We start from the raw sequence: 14,969 nt of genomic DNA, 5'->3' as shown, positions 1-14,969 counted from the left end.
CTAGCGGTCGCTCCCGGGCTCTTGCCCCGCGGCCGCCCGCTGAACAACCGCCTCGAGTTCATCCTTGGTGAGCTTTTCGCGGTGCCCGTGCTTGGTGCGGTAGGCGGAGCGCCCCACCATGTGGGCAGAGACGGGTGCAGTGAGAAGCTGGAAAATCCACGCCACCAGCAGAACGGGCCACACCCACCATGTCCGCATCTGCAAGCCAATCGCGGCAAGCATAAGGAACAACCCCAGGACCTGCGGTTTGGTGGCTGCGTGCATGCGGCTCATGAGGTCCGGAAATCTCAACAAGCCAATGGCCGCGCCGAGCGACATCAGCGCGCCCACCACCAGGAACACTGCAGTGACAGTGTCGATCACGGCATCCACGCCTGTGGCATCAGGACTCATTGCTCTGTTCCCTCCGTTCGGCCACGAACCGGGCAACGGTCACCGAGCCAATAAACCCGATCACCGCCAGAGCCACCAACAACACCAGGTTGTTTAGGTGCTTGTTCATTGCCATGTCGATTGCCAGGGCGGCACCCAGGATTGCCAACAAGACGTCCGATGCCAGAACCCTGTCCAACAAGGACGGGCCAATCGCGATGCGGACAATTGCCCCTGCCGCGGCCAGGCTAAGGATCACAGCTGTGGCCACGAGAACGAACTCCTTCATAGCGTTGCCCCTTCCATTCCCGGGCGCTGTTCGGCATTGAGGGCTGCGACTTCTTCGCGCGTGCCCATGATGCGGATCAATCGCGCCTCGATGACTTGGGTTTCCTCGCGAATCTTGTCGATGTCCGCTTCTTCGTAGATATTGAGCGCGTGCAGGTACAGCGTGGACGTTGAGCGGTCCACTTCCACCACCAACGAGCCCGGGATCAGCGAGATGACGTGGCCGGTGGCCGTCACCATCAAGTCTGAATGGCTCCGCAAGGGAACGGCGACGACGGCGCTGCGGACCTGGGGTCCCTTGACCACTGCCAGGTACAGCACCAGGAAGCTCGCTGCCACCACTTTGGCGAGGAACATCAGGGCGAAGGGAATAGCGCGCAGAATGTTGAACCTGCCGCTGAGTTCCACCGGCGGAAGGTAAAAGAACTTGGCTACCAGTACGGCAATCAGGGCGCCGAACAGCAAGTTGCCCGGGCTGAAGTCCCGCCACAACGCACCCCAGACGATCACCAACCAGATGAGCAACGGCAGTTCTGTGCGGAACGAAATAGCTTTGCGGCTCATCTGGCATCACCCGTCTGCACTTCATCTGTTTGTGCAACCGGCGGCACTTGGACGGAGTCGCCCAGGACCGAATGGATATAGGCCGAACGGTCCAACATGATTCCTGCGGAGCCGTCGGCAACCTTGAACAAAGGACCTGCGAAGACGGTCAGTGCCACGCCGAACGCCACCAGACCCGCCGTCGACCCCACCATGGTCCGCGGCAGTACCCCCACGTTTCCAGAGGCTAGAAGCGCGGGGTCCGGGTACTCAGCGTCCTCGGGCTTACGCCAGAACGCCCTGTTCCAAACGCGGGCGATTGCCAGCAAGGTGAGCAGGCTGGTGACCACGCCTCCAACCACCAGCACAATAACCAGCGGCGTTCCCAGCTCTACACCGGCCTGCAACAACCCCAGCTTTCCAAGGAAGCCGGAGAACGGTGGAATGCCTGCCAGGTTCATCGCTGGAACAAAGAACAGCAATGCCAGCAGCGGTGAGAGCTTCGCCAGGCCGCCCAAGCGATCAATGGACGAGCTGCCACCGCGGCGCTCTATAAGACCAGTGACCAAGAACAAGCTGGTCTGCACCGTGATGTGGTGGGCAACGTAGAAGACCGCGGCGCCCAGCCCGGCCACGGAGCTCATCGCGAGGCCAAACACCATGTAGCCGATGTGGCTCACCAAAGTGAAGGACAGGAGACGTTTGATGTCGCTCTGGGCTAAGGCACCCAGAATTCCGACAATCATGGTCAGTAGCGCCACCACCATCAGTGGGACGTTCAGGGTGTCCCCTGGGAATAAGAGCGTTTCCGTGCGGACCATCGCGTAGACGCCCACTTTGGTTAGCAACCCGGCGAATACGGCAGTCACTGGAGCGGGAGCAGTTGGATAAGAGTCGGGAAGCCAGAAGGACAAGGGGAAGACGGCTGCCTTGATCCCGAACGCCACCAACAGCATCACGTGCAGGAGGTTCTGCGTGCCTTGATCCAGTTCGGCCAGCTTGATTGCCAGATCCGCCATGGTGATGGTTCCCGTGGCTCCGTAGATCATGGCGATGGCGATGAGGAACAGTACGGACGACACCACGGAAACCACAACGTAGGTCACACCCGCACGGATACGCGGCCCCGTTCCGCCCAGGGTCATGAGGACGTAACTAGCCGTCAGCAGGATCTCGAAGCCGACGTAGAGGTTGAAGAGGTCACCGGTGAGGAACGCATTGGACACGCCCGCCACCAGAATCAGATACGTGGGGTGGAAGATCGAAACGGGTGCTTCCTGGTCGCCATCGGCCATGCCCTGCCCCGTGGCGTAGATCAGCACCGCGAGGCTCACCACGGTGGAAACCACCAGCATGAGCGATGAGAACTGGTCCACTACCAGGACAACGCCCCACGGCGGCAGCCAGCCGCCCAGCGTGACCGATGTAGTGCCGCCATCCCATACAGAGATCAGGAGCAGGCATTCGAGCAACAACGTTGCACTGAGGATGCCAATGCTTACCACCCGCTGGGCGCTGTGGTACCGGATCAGAAGGAACGCCAGGGCAGCACCCAGAATTGGTAGGAGGACAGCTAGCGGCGACAGGTTCGCGAGATTCACGCGCTGCCTCCTTCCTGGGTTGTTGCCGTGTTGGGGGTCTCTGTGGCGTCCGGTTTGTCGCGATCTGCAGGCTTGGCCGGGGTGATGGCGAACTCGGAGGTTTCCAGCGGGACAATAGCGTCGTCCTCGGCATCGAAGCTCGGAGTCTTGGCCACCCGCACGTCTTCCAGGTCATCCTGAATCTCGTCCTGACGAGCCAGGACCCACGTGCGGTAAATGATGCCCAGCATGAAGGCAGTCACAGCAAACGAAATGACGATCGACGTCAGGATCAGCGCCTGGGGCAGGGGATCGTTGTACGTCTCCGGGTTCGTTTCCTTGTCAAACAGCGGTGCAAGGCCGGCGTACCCTCCCGTGCTCAGGATCAGGATGTTGGTGGCATTGGCCAACAGCATCAAACCCAAGAGCACGCGGGTCAGGCTGCGTTCCAGGATCAAGTAGATGCCGCAGGCGTACAGCACGCCCATGACTATAAGCAGGGTCAGGTTGATGCTCATGCGTTACCTTTCCCGAGCGCAGCGGATTCAGCGGCTTCGTGGGCAAGCTCAGGATGCTCAGCAGCGTCCTCCTCTGCCAGTGGCGCGCCTTTACCTTCGAAATGCTCGTCGATTTCGGCGCCGAGGCTGCGGAGGACATCGAGCGCCAGACCCACCACCACGATGTAAACGCCGATGTCGAAGATCGTGGACGTTACGAATTTGACGTCGCCGAAGACGGGCAGCCAGAACTCGATGATCGCGCTCTGGAATACCTGTCCGCCGAGGAAGAGCGGAACTAAACCGGAGGCTGCCGCCGTCGCAAGTCCTGTCCCCAAAAGCGTGCCGGCGCTTATGGTCGCTGCCTCGCTCAACTCAAACCGACCGCCTGCCAGGTAGCGGATGGTCAAAGCAAGGCCTGCGGTGAGGCCTCCCGCGAAACCGCCGCCAGGCAGGTTGTGTCCAGCGAGGAGGAGGTAGATGGAGAAGACGATCATCGAGTGGAAGATCAGCCTGGTCACCACTTCGAAGATGATCGAGCGTCGTTCCGGTGCCAGCGTACGTCCGGCCACCAGCCACGCGTCCCGGGTGACGTCGGTGAACTTCTTGGCGACAGCCAGCGTGGCCCCGTCGCGTGAATCGCGGTCGACCCCGGTGCGGCGCCCAACGCTGCCTTCCGGCACGGTCTCGGCTGTCTTGATTCGGTCGCCACGGCTGCGGACAAAGATCAGGCTGGCAACACCGGTGGCAGCAATCGCCAACACGGAAATCTCGCCGAACGTATCCCAAGCGCGTATATCCACCAGGGTCACATTGACCACGTTCAATCCCCCGCCGCCTTCATAGGCCAAGCGCGGGAAATCGAGGGAGATGGGAGTGGCCACACGGGCTCCCATGGCGTAGATGGCCACGAAGATCATGGTGATACCAAAGGCTGCGCCAATGATCACGCGGATCACCCGGAGCCTGCCGCCGGTCCTGTCCCTCAGTTCGGCGGGCAGGCTGCGCATGGCCAGCACGAAGGCCACCAGCACGATGGTTTCCACGAGCATCTGGGTCAGGGCCAGATCCGGAGCCCCTTGCAAGGCAAACATCAGCGCGATGCCGTAGCCCGTGACGGACACCATGAGCACGGCAAGGAAACGCTTATTGGCGCGAACGGCGGCCAGCGCACCCACAACGATGCCAGCCCCAGCCACCATCTGCAGCGGGGAATTCGGGTCGATGAAGTAGATGCCGTCCGGCAGGGGCTTGTTCGCCACAATCAAAGCCGTCAGCGGCACCGCGAAAGCAACCGTGAGGATCACCGCGAGGTAGAAGTACAGCGAACCACGCTGCGTGCGGCCGGTGACCCAGACTGCAACGTCGTCCAAAGCGCCGATGGTGTGCTGGTAGGCGCGGTCGCCGTCCACCCAGTCCGGGACCAGGCCCTGGGCTCGGGAGACGAGGTTGCGTCCATAAAACATCGCGGCACCAGCTGCGAAAGTTATCGCTGTCAGCCCCAAGGCAGGGGTGAGGCCGTGCCACAAAGCCAGGTGTCCGGCGTCGACGGCGTCCGGGCTGTCAGCGAACAGCGCCGCGTAGGGCTGGATCCATGTGTCCACGGGTGCTGGCCACAATCCGTAAAGGATAGTGAGCAAGCTGAGGATGGCGGGTGCTGCCAGGAACGCGGGTTTGATCGGTTTGAACGGGGTAGCTTCCACGCCGGGCTTGACGGCAAAGGCGCCCCACATGAATCGGGCGCTGTACGCGAAAGTGAGGATGGAGCCGATCACCAAGCCCACCAGAATCCAGATGCCCCAAACTGGCGCATCGTCGCCGGTACCGTAGTGGACGAAAGCCTCGAAGACCGACTCTTTGGCAACGAAGCCCGCCAACGGCGGCAGACCGGCCATGGAGGCCGCGGCAATACCGGCCACCACGCCGAGCGCCCGCGAAGACCGGAAGACACCGGATAGTTTGCGGATATCGCGTGTCCCGGATTGGTGGTCGATGATGCCCACCACCAAGAACAGCGCCGCTTTGAACAGGCCGTGGGCCAACAGCAGCCCGAGCCCCGCCAGGGCAGCATCCGGCCGCCCCAAACCCACCACCATGGTGAGGAAGCCCAGTTGGCTCACCGTGCCGTAGGCAAGGATCAGTTTGATATCAGTCTGGCGAAGGGCCCGGTACCCACCAACGAGCATGGTGGCCAAGCCCAGCCCCAGAACCACGGGGAGCCAAAACTCCGACTCGGAAAAGCCCGGCGCCAAGCGCGCCACGATGTAGATGCCGGCTTTGACCATCGCGGCAGCGTGAAGATACGCGCTCACGGGGGTGGGGGCGGCCATTGCGCCCGGCAGCCAGAAGTGGAATGGAACCAGCGCTGATTTGGTCACGGCACCTGCCAAGACCAGTACGACGGCGGCAGTCACCGCTCCCTGCATGGGACCGGTCATGAGCGCACCGGCTTGGTCCAGGATCGCCGAAATCCGGTACGTCCCGGCAGCCTGGCCCAGGATGATGAGGCCCACGAGCATCGCGAGGCCACCCGCAGTGGTGACCATGAGCGCCTGCAGAGCCGAGCGGCGTGCCGCCAAACGGGTGCGGGCATAGCCGATGAGCAGGTAGGAGAGGATGGTGGTGAGTTCCCAGAAGATGAACAACATCAGGAGGTCATCGGAGGTCACCAAACCGAACATCGCCCCGGCGAAGGCGAGAAGTTGGGCACCGAATCCGCCGAGGTCCGCGTCCTTGTTCTTGAAGTACCTGGCGCAATAAACCAGCACCAAGGATCCAACGCCGAGGATCAGGAGCGACATGACCCATGCCAAAGGATCCATGCGGAAGGCGAGTTCGAGCTTGAGACTGGGGATCCACGGCAGGATCTCTTCCATGCCTCCGCCGGAATATACGGGTCCATACTGGAAGATCAGCCAAATGAAGGCGCCTGCGGGGACCGCTGCAAGGGCGTAGAACGCGTTCCTGCCAAGCTTGCCGAAGATCAAGGGCGCCACAGTTGCCGCTACAAAGGTGATGGCGAGAACTGTGATCACTATTATCTCCGCAAAGTCAGGAACGAATTGTCAAAAGTTGGAGCAGGCGGTCATACGTTGGGTTCAGTGGGTCCAGTTTATCAAGGGGTCCGGACAGTTTTCGGCCAGCGGACCCGGCTGCGCGCAAGGCTTAAAGCCATGTTCTCCACAACGCGGTCTGTCATGTGCCCGCCGTTATCCACGCCCCTATAGCATTCAAGCTATGAACGCGGCCGCAGTCCCCGAAGCCTCCCATCCGACGTCCGAGCTTGCCTCGGGACCTGTCGCCTCAAAAAAGGGTCAAATCCTTGCTTGGGCATCCTGGGATTGGGGCTCGGCTGCCTTCCAAGCGGTCATGACCACCTTTGTCTTCACCGTTTACCTCACGTCCAACGCCTTCGGCGGAGAGGACGCGGCCTCGGCCGCTCTCGGTGCTGCGCTGGCTATAGCCGGTCTCGCCATTGCGTTGCTTGCCCCCGTCACCGGTCAGCGCTCAGACGCCGGCGGACGCCGCAAGTTGTGGCTCGGCGTCAACACCGCCGCCACGGCTGTCCTTACAGCGCTGTGCTTCTTCGTTTTCCCGCAGCCCGAGTTCCTGCTCCTCGGCGTCTGCCTGATCGCGCTCGGCAACATATTCTTCGAGTTTGCCGGCGTGAACTACAACGCCATGCTTGCCCAAATCTCCACCCCGCGGAACATTGGCAGGGTCAGTGGATTTGGCTGGGCCATGGGGTATCTCGGAGGAATCGTGGCACTCCTCATTGTCCTGCAGTTGTTTGTCCAGCCCTCCTTTGAATGGTTCGGCGCGTCCACACAGGACTCCCTCAACATTCGGCTCGTTGCCATCTTCTCTGCGCTCTGGTTCTTGATCTTTGCCCTTCCCGTGCTGTTCGCTGTGCCGGAGGTTTCCTTGAAGAGGGACACCGCCGCCATGGGATTTGTGGCCTCTTACAAGTTGCTGTTCCGCCGCATCGGCGCCATCTACCGGACCAGCCCCCACACCATCTACTTCCTGCTGTCCAGCGCTATTTTCCGCGACGGCCTCGCGGCCGTATTTACGTTCGGCGGGGTCATCGCTGCCGGCACATTTGGCTTCGAGCTCAAGGACGTCATCTTCTTCGCCATATTCGGCAACGTAGTCGCGGCCGTCGGTGCCATCATCGGAGGCTTCCTGGATGACAGGATCGGACCCAAGGCCGTCATCGTCCTCTCCTTGATCGGCCTTCTCGTCGCAGGCACAGCCATCTTGGTTCTCGGCAACGGCGATTACGTCTTCTTCGGAAATGAATGGCCCGGGACTACGACGTTCTGGGTCTTCGGCCTGCTGCTCTGCTTGTTCGTGGGTCCGGCCCAATCATCCTCCCGGGCATACCTGGCAAGGCTCGCCCCTGCTGGAGAATCGGGCGAGCTGTTCGGGCTCTACGCCACAACCGGGCGGGCCGTCAGCTTCCTCGCCCCCACACTCTTCACCCTATGCATCACCATCGCCGCGCCGCTTGTTGCAGAAGGTGACGCCCAGCGTTGGGGCATCCTCGGAATCATGGTGGTGCTGCTGGCAGGCCTGTTGGTGATCCTGCCAGTGAAACCACCGGCCAAGGTGGAAATAGCCGTGGTCCCTGAGCGTTAACTACATAGGACTGGCTGAGCATGAACGCCGTACCAGGACCCGTACAACAGAGTTAGGGTGGAGCTATGAACGTGGATGAGACTGAACTCCCGGGCCTCGGGATCCGCAAGGATTTCGTCACGGCATCGGGCCGTCGCATCGGTGTCGTGGAACTTCGTGAGGGCGAGACCGAGCTTTTCGTGTCCACCTGGGATGATCCTGACACGTGCCAGGCGTCCATTCCATTGACGGCCGATGAAGCCTCGACTCTCGGGAACCTCCTGGGCGGCCAGCACATTGCCATGCGTTTGGCAGAAGATCATCGAGAGATACCAGGCATCGTCACCCGCCAGTTCTCCATCACACCTGATTCACCCTTCGTCAACCAGCCAATGGGCAAGGCACAGATCCGCACCCGCAGCGGTGTCTCCATCGTGGCGATCATGCGTGAAGGCGAGGTCGTCCCTTCGCCGGCACCCGACGTCGTACTACACACCGGCGATTTACTCGTAGCGGTCGGCACGCAGGAAGGTCTTGACTCGGCAGCCGACATCCTCCGCAACGGCTGACCGGAATGGATCCGCTCGCCCTAGCCCTCGTTGAACTGGGGGCCGTCGTCTTCTGCCTCGGTCTCCTTGCTCGATTAGCGGGCCGGATAGGCATGTCCCCCATCCCCCTTTATTTGGTGGGTGGCTTAGCCTTCGGAGCGGGCGGCTTCGTCAGGCTGGACGGCATGAATGAGTTCGCCCACCTCTCCGGCGAAATCGGCGTCATACTTCTGCTGCTTATGCTCGGCTTGGAATATACGGCGTCCGAGCTTGTCACCGGACTTCGAAGGTCCTGGCAGGCCGGTGTCATGGACTTCGTCCTCAACTTCCTTCCGGGCGCGGGGTTGGCCGTCCTTCTGGGTTGGGGACTCGTCGGCGCCATCGTCATGGGTGGCGTTACTTATATCTCGTCGTCAGGCATCGCGGCCAAGGTGATCACAGACCTCGGGCGTATCGGTAACCGCGAGACGCCCGTGGTGCTGTCCATCTTGGTATTCGAAGATCTTGCAATGGCAATCTACCTTCCCATCCTCACCGCCATCCTTGCCGGCGTCGGGTTCCTGGGCGGATTGCAAACCGTGGGAATTGCCCTTGCAGTTGTCACGGTGGTGCTGGTCATCGCCCTCAAGCATGGCCACCGGGTCTCGCAAGCAGTGCATAGCGAGAACTCGGAGGTCTTCCTGCTGAACGTGCTCGGCCTCGCCCTTCTCGTGGCCGGCATCGCTTCTGCCCTCCAGGTGTCCGCCGCGGTGGGTGCCTTCATGTTGGGCATCGCCATCTCCGGCGCTACGGCCCACAATGCCACCCGGATTCTTGAGCCGTTGCGGGATCTCTTCGCCGCCATCTTCTTTGTGGCCTTCGGGCTTAACACGGATCCCACCTCCATACCGCCCGTCCTTGGCTGGGCTCTTGTGTTGGCAGTCATCACTGCCGCCACCAAGATGATCACGGGATTCTGGGCTGCAAAGCGCGCGGGCATCGCTGTTCCAGGCCGCTTCCGGGCAGGAGCCGCGTTGATCGCCCGTGGTGAATTCTCCATCGTCATCGCGGGCCTGGCTGTTACTTCGGGCGCCGTACCCGGCGAACTTGCCGCACTCGCCACGGCCTATGTACTCATCATGGCCATCCTCGGTCCGCTGGCTGCCCGTTTCGTGGAGCCGGTGGTCAAGGCCATCCGCAAGACGCCCGGAGCCCCGCCGCGTACGTCTGAGCGCACCCCGGCCTAGCGTGCGCCACGCCGTCCACGTCCGCCGAGGGGCGACATCTCAACCGAAAGAGACAACCAAAGTCCCGAGAGCTAACCCCTCGACACCCATCCTCCACGACCTAACGCGTCCCGGATGCGGCGAACAACCCCCTCGTAGCCTCGTTCCCGAACTTGCTCGGCCGTAATGACGATTGAGATCCAGCCGTTCGCTGCGAGCAAGGCCTCTCGACGGATGTCGGATTCCTTTTGCGCGGCAGTGAGGTGATGGCCGCCGTCGTAGTTCACCGCAACCTTGAAATCCGGGAACGCGAGATCCGGCCACACCAGCTCACGGCCCGCCGGGTCGCGCACCACATAACTCAGCACAGGTGCGAAGCACCAAGAGAGGCTAGATGGACGTCTTGTGGAAGTTCTGGTGGCTGCGGCTCGCGGTGGGTCCGCGCTGGCCTTGGTACCGGTTGCCGTATTCGCCGGAACCGTAGGGATGCTCGGCCGAGGAGGTCAGGCGGAAGAAGCACAACTGGCCGATCTTCATGCCTGGCCACAGCTTGATGGGCAAGGTTGCCACGTTGGAGAGTTCCAGCGTCACGTGACCCGAGAAGCCGGGGTCGATGAAGCCGGCCGTGGAGTGTGTCAGCAGCCCGAGGCGTCCCAAGGACGACTTCCCCTCAAGACGCGCAGCAATATCGTCTGCGAGGCTGACAGTTTCATACGTGGAGCCGAGGACGAATTCCCCGGGGTGCAGGATGAAGGGCTCGTCGCCTTCCACTTCCACCAGCCGGGTCAGTTCGGGCTGTTCCTCAGCGGGGTCGATGTGGGCGTATTTATGGTTGTCGAAGAGCCGGAAAAACCGGTCAATCCGCACGTCCACGGAAGACGGCTGGACCATCGCGGGGTCGTACGGTTCAAGAACAATCCGTTGGGAGTCTATTTCGGCACGAATATCGCGGTCAGAGATCAGCACAGCATCAAAAATACCCCATGCATCAAATACCGCATGCATTGTTCAGGCCGCCCCGTGGGACTATAGTTCCCGGACATGTAGAACCGCGCCCGTACTTGGGGGCAACGAGCATTCGCGGGGTAATTGTGAGAAAAATGGCTGCGCCTGCCGCTATCGTGCTGGCTGGCGCATTGGCTCTCGGGGTGGCCGCCTCCAGCCAGATTCTCCCGTCGACGCAGGTCGCCCTTGGTCCCGCTGCTACGCCTTCGGCCGGCTTTCCTTCAGGTTTGACGGCACCGGAAGCAACCACGACGGCGGAGCCCGCACCTTCAGCTCCCCTCCCGGTGGCAGGCAACGCGTCCGACCCCACCACGGTGCCCTCTGCCCCCGAGACGCCGGAGCCGACACCAGGCGACGGTTCGGGAACCGGTTCCCACAGCGGCCCAGTCGCAGTGGATCCGGTGTTCGAAACTCCACCTCCGGTGCCTAACATCGGGCCCTCCTGGGGTCCGGACAACCCCTCGGGCCCCGGCGCCTCCGAGCCACCTGCAACGAAGCCCACTCCACAAGAGACCGTTGGTACTGTTCCGACCGAACCGACACCGACCGCCCCGGCCGCCGGGCCCAGCCCGTCTGCGGAAACAGCGTCTCCTACGGAAACAGCGTCCCCAACAACAACGCCGGCACCGACAAAAACGGCGACACCAACAGCCACCCCCTCCCCGACGCCCACCGAAACAGCCTTACCCGCTCCGACGGCAACATCCGAACCGACAGCAACCCCGGCGCCCTCCCCCACAGCCCCCTTCCCGGGAAAGAGCCCACGCGGCAATGCGGATCCCGAAAACGGTGCCTTGGCCCTCCTTCCTGATAGCAACACGGCTGCGATCCGGACGGTGTTCAACGCGATCAACAGCTACCGCGCGTCGCTTGGCCTGGCACCGGTGAAGTACCACGCAACGGTGGCCAGCCTGGCCCAGGACTGGTCCAACAACATCGCCACGCGTGAAGTGATCCAGCACCGGGCCAACTTCTGGACAGATCCGCGAGCGCTCAATCCGAACAACGGTGCCGGAGAAGTCATCGCTGTCCGCTGGGACCGCGACGCGGCCCAGCTTGTGGAGTGGTGGAAGGGTTCTCCCGGTCACGACGCCCTTCTGCGTGATCCCCGTTTCAACGTCATGGGCATCGGCATCACGTACACGGATGGCAATTGGCAGACAACCCCGAACCGCTACACGCTTTGGGGCGTGGTCAACTTCTTCGGCTACACGTCGTTACCGGCAGGAACCACCACGAGTCCGGGCGGCACGGTCCCGCCACCAACGGACCCTGTGGGTGTCTGCGAACCGGGCAGCAAACACCAACCGCCCACCGTCAACTTGAGCGCGGCATCGATCAGCCGCGCAGCCGATCTCGTGTCAATCGCCGGCGACGGCTCGGTGGTTGCTTACCCATCATGGGGTGGCGGCAGGTACGGCGGCGGCAAGAGGATCGGCGTCGGGTTCACCGGGCTCAAGGACCTCTTCATCACGGACTGGGACCGCGACGGCGTGTTTGATCTGATCTCTCAAAGACTCGACGGCGCCCTCTTGGTGTACCCCGGTCTCCAGGCAGGCGGATTCAAGAATCCCGTTGCGCTTGGCCAGGGCTGGGGGACGCTGAACATCGCGGTGGGCACCTGGTGCGCCAACAACCGTCTTCCCCAGATAGTTGCCATGGACTCTCGCGGCAACCTGTACCTCTATAAGAACGCGGGCCTGGCCTACATTCGTGCCCAGGCGGCGATCGGTACGGGCTTCCCTGCGGTCAGGCTCAGCATGGTGGATTACAACGCCGATGGTTTCCAGGACCTGCTCAGCACCGAGGCCAACGGCACCCTCAGGCTGTATCGCGGCAGCGGGCTGGGCACGCCGAAACAGGAATCCCGTCCGGTAGTGGGTGCGGAATGGACGGATTACACGGGGTTGAGGGCGCTGCACGGGGTGACCGGGCCCGGCTCGACAGGTGTCGCCGGACTGGACCGCAATGGTGTTGTCGAGTATTGGGATCTCACCACCGGACGGCTTACTACGCCGGTGACTATCGGTATCGGGTGGGGCGGACTGAAGTTCGCCCAATAGAAAGCAGGCCCGGAAACCGGCCCGCCAACCCGACGTCGTACGCCAACCGCGCGGCTAAGCGGCCGAGCGGGACTCGATCGCAATTTTGAGCTGCTCCAGCTGTGCCACTTCGCCCTCCAGGGCTTTCTGGATTATGCCGTTCATGAGCTTTCGCAGGCCCTTGGGATGGTACTCAAGGGCGAACCGGAGCCGGGTGGTGTTCCCTTCGGTACTGAGGTAGTAACCTCCGGTGGGCCGCGCGGGTCCTGCCACGACGGCGTAGCGGACTTCGGCGCCTGGGCGGGCTTCGGTGATCTTGAAGTCGGCGGCGATTGGGCGGCCGCCGGGTCCGGAAACCGTCTGCTGGTACAGGGCGCCCTTATGGCCGCGAAGGCCGGAGCGAAGCGAAATGCTGCGCACTCCCGAACGCCAGAGCGAGTTATTCGTCCCGTCCATGAGGAATCCGTAAACGGTCATGGCGTCCCTGCAGATCACCACTTCATTGGCTGCGAATGCCACGGAAACCTCTTTCGGCTTACGGTCGAATGTCGTAGCCCGGTTCCCCATACGCTGCAGCTAACACCTTCAGAATAGTCAGGGGCGGGCCCCTGCGACACACGCCTGCCGAGCCTTGACCGAATGGTTACCTGCCAATTTATGCGGGCACCTGCTGACAGGCGCCCGCGCGCCGGGTAGAGTGCCTGCGGTTGGCTACAACTAAAGTGGGGGCGTTATGCGAGGTCAGAACCATCCGGTTTCCGTGCGGAACTTACGACGACGGCTGGCGGCCCGCGCTGCGATCCTCACTCTGTCGGTGGCTGGCGGCGTGATAGCTGGGGCGCCTGCCATGGCGACACCAACGACAGTCACTGCGGCCGCCGGCACGAACGCACCGGCCGCGGTCGCCCAAACAGCAGTACCGACCACCGCAAATCCGCTGCCGAGCGTCGATCCTGTGGGCAATCCCGCAAACCTGTCCGTTCTGGTCAACAAGTCCCGGCCCTTGAATCCCGTGAGCTACGCGCCGGGCGACCTCGTCAATGCCCGCGGTTCCGGCCAGTATTTGCGGGCCGAGGCTGCGGCATGGCTCAATGGCTTGTTCCAAGGCGCGGCCGATGCCGGCACGGGCGGGCTGGCCGTGGTCAGCGGTTACCGTTCCTACGCGCAGCAACAGCAGGTCTATTCCTATTACGTCAGCATCTACGGCCAAGCCCAGGCTGACTTGATCTCCGCACGTCCAGGGCACAGCGAGCACCAGACTGGGTTGGCCGTGGACGTCGGGAATGCCAACGGTTCCTGTGGCCTCAGCACCTGTTTTGGGGACACGGCCGCCGGCATTTGGGTGGCTGCGAATGCCCACAAATACGGCTTCATTGTCCGCTACCCCAACGGCTATACGAACATCACGGGCTACAGCTACGAGCCTTGGCACCTGCGTTACGTCGGTGTAGACCTCGCAACCGACATGAAACGCCGCGGTTTCCCCACCATGGAGCAGTATTTCGCCGGCAACCCCACTGCGTATGCGAGCATCACCTCCGGCGCGGACCTGGTGGCGGCGGACTCCTCCGGTCGTCTCCTCCGCTATCCCGCACACGGCGGTGGCGGCTATGGCATTCCCACAGTGATCGGCTCCAACTGGCGCGGTTTGAAGCAGGCCTTCGTAGTGGACTGGGACGCCGATGGCGTCTACGACATCCTGGCGCAATGGGACAGCGGCACCTTGGGACTGTTCAAGGGTTGGCCCGGCGGTGCTTTCTCCACCCAGATCGTGGTGGGAACGGGTGACTGGGACAAGATGACCATCACCGTTGGCAAATGGTCTGCGGCTCAAGGATATCCGGGCATCATTGGCTATTTCCCGGATGGCGGGCTCCGGTACTACCCCAATACCTCAGGCAGGGCATTGACTTACCGGGTGGACATTGGAAGTGGCTGGGCGGGCATGGGCCTGACCATGGCCGACTGGAATGCCGACGGCGCCAACGACATCCTGGCGACCACAACCTCCGGGCACTTACTCAGCTACCCCGGCAACGGAGGGGGTGGCTTCGCGGGCCTGCCCACCACAGTGGGTTCCGGTTGGGGAACCATGAAGGCACTTGTCCCGAGCTTCGGCTTATCCGGTCCGGGCACGCGCAGCATCACTGCCCAAACCGTGGATGGCTACCTCGTCGATTACCGCCTGGGGACCGGCGTCTGGGGCGCTCAACGCCAAGTGGGCAACGGCTGGAACGGCATGAAGCTGTTCAAGTAGGCATCCGGTGCG

General features: G+C 62.4%; 14 protein-coding genes. 5 read left to right on the top strand and 9 right to left on the bottom strand.

What is annotated here, in order from left to right; genetic code table 11:
• The 6 genes from mnhG to AC0J5Z_RS04625 are packed head-to-tail and all read right to left on the bottom strand — an operon-like array spanning position 1 to position 6,315.
• Complete coding sequence (gene mnhG, locus AC0J5Z_RS04650; RefSeq protein ID WP_475037752.1) at positions 1 to 393, bottom strand: monovalent cation/H(+) antiporter subunit G; 393 nt, start codon at positions 391 to 393, stop codon at positions 1 to 3.
• The gene (locus AC0J5Z_RS04645; protein ID WP_475037750.1) at positions 383 to 661 is read right to left on the bottom strand and encodes an MrpF/PhaF family protein; all 279 of its coding nucleotides are present in this window, start codon (positions 659 to 661) and stop codon (positions 383 to 385) included. Before AC0J5Z_RS04645 ends, mnhG begins: the two co-directional genes overlap by 11 nt.
• On the bottom strand, positions 658 to 1,224 hold the full coding sequence (locus AC0J5Z_RS04640; protein ID WP_475037748.1) for a Na+/H+ antiporter subunit E: 567 nt from the start codon (positions 1,222 to 1,224) through the stop codon (positions 658 to 660). Before AC0J5Z_RS04640 ends, AC0J5Z_RS04645 begins: the two co-directional genes overlap by 4 nt.
• Positions 1,221 to 2,804 (bottom strand): Na+/H+ antiporter subunit D, encoded by a 1,584-nt coding sequence (locus AC0J5Z_RS04635; RefSeq protein ID WP_475037747.1) that lies wholly within the window; start codon positions 2,802 to 2,804, stop codon positions 1,221 to 1,223. Before AC0J5Z_RS04635 ends, AC0J5Z_RS04640 begins: the two co-directional genes overlap by 4 nt.
• Complete coding sequence (locus AC0J5Z_RS04630; RefSeq protein WP_475037745.1) at positions 2,801 to 3,301, bottom strand: Na(+)/H(+) antiporter subunit C; 501 nt, start codon at positions 3,299 to 3,301, stop codon at positions 2,801 to 2,803. Before AC0J5Z_RS04630 ends, AC0J5Z_RS04635 begins: the two co-directional genes overlap by 4 nt.
• Positions 3,298 to 6,315: a Na+/H+ antiporter subunit A gene (locus tag AC0J5Z_RS04625; RefSeq protein ID WP_475037743.1), complete on the bottom strand. Its 3,018-nt coding sequence runs from the start codon at positions 6,313 to 6,315 to the stop codon at positions 3,298 to 3,300. The genes AC0J5Z_RS04630 and AC0J5Z_RS04625 overlap by 4 nt, the downstream gene beginning before the upstream one ends.
• 202 nt (positions 6,316 to 6,517) lie before the next feature.
• On the opposite strand from AC0J5Z_RS04625, the gene AC0J5Z_RS04620 reads away from it, so the two are divergent.
• From AC0J5Z_RS04620 to AC0J5Z_RS04610, 3 genes are all read left to right on the top strand, one after another.
• A complete protein-coding gene (locus tag AC0J5Z_RS04620; protein ID WP_475037741.1) occupies positions 6,518 to 7,921 on the top strand; it encodes an MFS transporter in 1,404 nt (467 codons plus the stop codon).
• A 65-nt stretch (positions 7,922 to 7,986) separates the two neighbouring features.
• Positions 7,987 to 8,469: a cation:proton antiporter regulatory subunit gene (locus AC0J5Z_RS04615; RefSeq protein ID WP_475037739.1), complete on the top strand. Its 483-nt coding sequence runs from the start codon at positions 7,987 to 7,989 to the stop codon at positions 8,467 to 8,469.
• Positions 8,470 to 8,474: 5 nt separating this feature from the next.
• Complete coding sequence (locus AC0J5Z_RS04610) at positions 8,475 to 9,674, top strand: cation:proton antiporter (protein WP_475037737.1); 1,200 nt, start codon at positions 8,475 to 8,477, stop codon at positions 9,672 to 9,674.
• A gap of 71 nt (positions 9,675 to 9,745) precedes the next feature.
• Here the strand turns inward: AC0J5Z_RS04610 and AC0J5Z_RS04605 are convergent, their stop codons facing one another.
• Together AC0J5Z_RS04605 and dcd are read right to left on the bottom strand one after the other, a co-directional pair.
• Positions 9,746 to 10,009 carry a DUF559 domain-containing protein gene (locus AC0J5Z_RS04605; RefSeq protein ID WP_475037736.1) on the bottom strand — a complete coding sequence of 88 codons (264 nt, stop codon included), beginning with the start codon at positions 10,007 to 10,009 and terminating at the stop codon, positions 9,746 to 9,748.
• A 34-nt stretch (positions 10,010 to 10,043) separates the two neighbouring features.
• Positions 10,044 to 10,619 (bottom strand): dCTP deaminase, encoded by a 576-nt coding sequence (dcd, locus tag AC0J5Z_RS04600; protein WP_475037734.1) that lies wholly within the window; start codon positions 10,617 to 10,619, stop codon positions 10,044 to 10,046.
• 134 nt (positions 10,620 to 10,753) lie between these two features.
• Between dcd and AC0J5Z_RS04595 the strand changes: the two genes are divergently transcribed.
• Positions 10,754 to 12,721, top strand: coding sequence for a CAP domain-containing protein (locus AC0J5Z_RS04595; RefSeq protein ID WP_475037733.1), 1,968 nt, complete (start codon positions 10,754 to 10,756; stop codon positions 12,719 to 12,721).
• A 54-nt stretch (positions 12,722 to 12,775) separates the two neighbouring features.
• On the opposite strand, the gene AC0J5Z_RS04590 is transcribed toward AC0J5Z_RS04595, so the two are convergent.
• Positions 12,776 to 13,219 carry an SRPBCC family protein gene (locus AC0J5Z_RS04590; protein ID WP_475037732.1) on the bottom strand — a complete coding sequence of 148 codons (444 nt, stop codon included), beginning with the start codon at positions 13,217 to 13,219 and terminating at the stop codon, positions 12,776 to 12,778.
• A 328-nt stretch (positions 13,220 to 13,547) separates the two neighbouring features.
• Here AC0J5Z_RS04590 and AC0J5Z_RS04585 point away from each other — a divergent pair, with 328 nt between their 5' ends.
• Positions 13,548 to 14,957, top strand: a complete 1,410-nt coding sequence (locus AC0J5Z_RS04585; RefSeq protein ID WP_475037731.1) for a M15 family metallopeptidase — start codon at positions 13,548 to 13,550, stop codon at positions 14,955 to 14,957.
• Positions 14,958 to 14,969 lie beyond the last annotated feature (12 nt).

It is taken from the genome of Paenarthrobacter sp. TRD_SC_7, from assembly GCF_056156245.1.
Note: the sequence above shows the minus strand (reverse complement) of the source record. Positions and strands in the feature narration are given on the sequence as shown.

Coding starts and splice junctions, on each gene's coding strand:
- AC0J5Z_RS04610 (WP_475037737.1), top strand. CDS start 8,475: ATGGATCCGCTCGCCCTAGCCCTCGTTGAACTGGGGGCCGTCGTCTTC.
- AC0J5Z_RS04630 (WP_475037745.1), bottom strand. CDS start 3,301: ATGAGCATCAACCTGACCCTGCTTATAGTCATGGGCGTGCTGTACGCC.
- mnhG (WP_475037752.1), bottom strand. CDS start 393: ATGAGTCCTGATGCCACAGGCGTGGATGCCGTGATCGACACTGTCACT.
- AC0J5Z_RS04585 (WP_475037731.1), top strand. CDS start 13,548: ATGGCGACACCAACGACAGTCACTGCGGCCGCCGGCACGAACGCACCG.
- AC0J5Z_RS04620 (WP_475037741.1), top strand. CDS start 6,518: ATGAACGCGGCCGCAGTCCCCGAAGCCTCCCATCCGACGTCCGAGCTT.
- AC0J5Z_RS04645 (WP_475037750.1), bottom strand. CDS start 661: ATGAAGGAGTTCGTTCTCGTGGCCACAGCTGTGATCCTTAGCCTGGCC.
- AC0J5Z_RS04640 (WP_475037748.1), bottom strand. CDS start 1,224: ATGAGCCGCAAAGCTATTTCGTTCCGCACAGAACTGCCGTTGCTCATC.
- AC0J5Z_RS04615 (WP_475037739.1), top strand. CDS start 7,987: ATGAACGTGGATGAGACTGAACTCCCGGGCCTCGGGATCCGCAAGGAT.
- AC0J5Z_RS04595 (WP_475037733.1), top strand. CDS start 10,754: ATGGCTGCGCCTGCCGCTATCGTGCTGGCTGGCGCATTGGCTCTCGGG.